This is a genomic window from Actinomadura soli (genome assembly GCF_005889715.1).
Lineage (GTDB): Bacteria > Actinomycetota > Actinomycetes > Streptosporangiales > Streptosporangiaceae > Spirillospora > Spirillospora soli.
The window spans coordinates 1-2,601 of sequence record NZ_VCKW01000496.1 but is presented as its reverse complement, the minus strand read 5'-3'; the positions used below and the strand labels follow the sequence as shown (position 1 = coordinate 2,601).

General features: G+C 75.1%; 3 protein-coding genes. 1 reads left to right on the top strand and 2 read right to left on the bottom strand.

The features are described from left to right. The first annotated feature begins 326 nt into the window (after nt 1-326). Nucleotides 327-605: a hypothetical protein gene (locus ETD83_RS41130; RefSeq protein WP_138650653.1), complete on the top strand. Its 279-nt coding sequence runs from the start codon at nt 327-329 to the stop codon at nt 603-605. A gap of 9 nt (nt 606-614) precedes the next feature. Here ETD83_RS41130 and ETD83_RS41125 read toward each other — a convergent pair whose 3' ends face one another. Both ETD83_RS41125 and ETD83_RS41120 read right to left on the bottom strand, forming a co-directional pair. Continuing rightward, nucleotides 615-1,232, bottom strand: a complete 618-nt coding sequence (locus ETD83_RS41125; RefSeq protein ID WP_138650652.1) for a class I SAM-dependent DNA methyltransferase — start codon at nt 1,230-1,232, stop codon at nt 615-617. Next, nucleotides 1,229-2,601 (bottom strand): carboxyl transferase domain-containing protein (locus tag ETD83_RS41120; protein WP_205718177.1); only part of this gene is annotated, 1,373 nt, incomplete at its 5' end. The genes ETD83_RS41120 and ETD83_RS41125, both read right to left, overlap by 4 nt.

Below are 2,601 nucleotides of genomic sequence, written 5' to 3'. Positions count from 1 at the left end.
CGTCCGGTGTCAGGTGCCGCTCCTCGGGCACCACGCACACCTCGGTGATGTCGAACCCCCGCCCCTCCAGCCGCTCCCCCACCGGACCGGACGGCGATACATGATCATGCTGCACGACGAGCGCCCGCACAGGACCCCTCCCCTACGACTCCCAAAATCGTAAGCCCCCAAACGACCTCGCGTCGCCGGGGGGTGGGTCACCCGGGATACCCGGGTGGCTGAACGTGGTCGGTCATCCAGGTTGCCGTCATGCGACGGGTGGCCGTTTCGTGACATGCTGTCACCCGATATAGGGGCAGCCAACCCGGAACAAGAAAGCGAACGACATGGCGGACAGCACCGTGGCGGGCGACGCTCAGCGAATCGTCCCGGATCTGCCGGGCCGGAAGGCCACGCGGGGATGTATCGGCCCCAAGATCGCGGCCTGGGCCCTCGCCGCGCTCGTCGCCGTCGTGGCGGCCGGGGTGGTCGCCTCCTTCTTTCCCCGGGGCGGGCACCGCCGGGGCACCCGGCGGCTCCGCCGGGAGCGGCCCTGGCACCGGGGCTTGAGCGGGGTACCGGTCCCCCGCGAGACGGACGGCCAGGCCCGGGAACGCCGGGTCTGACCGCCGCGATCACGGTTTGCGGAGCAGGAGATGGCCTGCCGGGAAGCGCTCCCGCTCCGAGGGTTCGCGGTGGAGACGGGCCGTTTCGATCAGCCCGGCCTGGCGCAGGAGGCCGGAGAGCCCGTCCAGCGGCCAGCGGTAGGCGAGCGTGACCTTGTGGTCGAAGGGCTGTGGCGTGTCGCCCTCGCAGGCCTGGAACGCGATCAGCAGGTGGCCGCCCGGGGCGAGGACGCGGTGGAACTCGGCGAACACCCGCGGCAGGTCGGCCGGGAGCGTGTGGATGGTCGAGAACCAGGCGAGGATGCCGCCCAGGCTGCCGTCGGCCAGGTCGAGGGCCGTGATGGTGCCCTCGTCGAAGCGGAGGCCCGGGTGCTCCTTGCGGGCTTGCGCGACCATTCCGGGTGACAGGTCGACGCCGAAGACGGAGAGTCCCAGCGACGCCAGATGGCCGGTCAGGCGGCCGGGCCCGCAGCCCAGGTCGGCGACCGGGCCGGAGTCCCGGGTCAGGTCGGCGAACGCGGCGAGCAGCGCGCGGTCGAGCGGCATGTCGTCCAGGAAGTCGCGGAACGTGTCGGCGTAGAGGACGGCGACGGAGTCGTAGGCGGATCGGGTGGCGGCCTCGGTCATGGGGCTGGACGGTACCGGGCCTGGCGGGCGGCCGGAGTGCCGGGGGCGAGGCCGGACAGTTCCCGCTCGACGGCGGCCGAGGCGCGGCGGCAGAACGGCTCCGGCTCGTCGGCGGCGTCGGGGCGCTCGTCCACGAGGACGTCGGCCAGGCCGTCGCGGAGAAGGTCCGCCGACCGGACGCCCTGGGCCGCCGCCATTTCGTCCGCCCGCGACGGGGTCCGGTGGACGATCAGCGACGCGCCCTCCGGCGGGAGCGGGGAGAGCCAGGCGTGCCGGGCCACGAGCACGCGGTCCGCGGGGAGGAGGGCGAGCGCCGCGCCGCCCGCGCCCTCGCCGAGGAGGAGGCAGAGCGTCGGCGCGGGAAGGGTGATCAGGTCGGCGAGACAGCGGGCGATCTCGCCCGCGAGACCGCCCTCCTCCGCCTCGGCGGACAGCACGGCGCCGGGCGTGTCGACGACCGTGACCAGCGGGAGCCCCAGCCCGGCGGCCAGCCGCATGCCGCGGCGCGCGACGCGGAGACCGGCCGGGCCGAGCGGGTGGCCGGTGCGCTGGCCGTGCCGGTCCTGGCCGACCAGGACGCAGGGGGCCGCGCCGAAGCGGGCGAGGGCGAGGAGGAGGCCGCGGCCCGCCTCGCCCTGGCCGGTGCCGGAGAGCGGGGTGACGTCGGACGCGCCGTGGCGGAGCAGCTCGCGGACCCCGGGACGGCCCGGACGCCGTGATCGCTCGATCGACTCCCACGCCGCCGTCTCCGGCGCGGCGCCGGACGGAGGCCGCGGTCGAAGGGCCGCGGGTGGTTTCTCGCAGAGGACGTTCAGCGTGCGGGACGCCACATCGGCCAGGTCGTCGATGCCGACCACGGCGTCCAGGAGCCCCTTGGCCGCGAGGTTCTCGGCGACCTGGACGCCGGACGGGAACGGTTCGCCGTGCAGGCCCTCGTACACGCGCGGGCCCAGGAACCCGATCAGCGCGCCCGGTTCGGCGGCCGTGACATGGCCGAGCGACCCCCACGAGGCGAATACGCCGCCCGTCGTGGGATGCCGCAGGTAGACGAGGTACGGCAGCCCGGCGGCGCGGTGCGCCATGACGGCGGCGGTGATACGGGCCATCTGGACGAACGCGGCCGTCCCCTCCTGCATGCGGGTGCCGCCGGACGCGGGCGCGGCGAGCAGCGGCAGGCGCTCGGCGGTGGCGCGTTCCACGGCCGTGACGATGCGGTCGGCGGTGGCGAGGCCGATCGATCCGGCGAGGAAGCGGAACTCCGACACGACGAACGCGACGCGGCGGCCGTGCAGGCGGCCTTCGCCGGTGAGGACGGCCTCGTCGCATCCGCTGCGCTCGCGGGCGGCGGCCAGAGCCTCGCCGTAGGGGG

What these genes read in the sequence shown, in the direction of transcription:
- ETD83_RS41130 (WP_138650653.1), top strand. Translation starts at nt 327, where the DNA reads ATGGCGGACAGCACCGTGGCGGGCGACGCTCAGCGAATCGTCCCGGAT.
- ETD83_RS41125 (WP_138650652.1), bottom strand. Translation starts at nt 1,232, where the DNA reads ATGACCGAGGCCGCCACCCGATCCGCCTACGACTCCGTCGCCGTCCTC.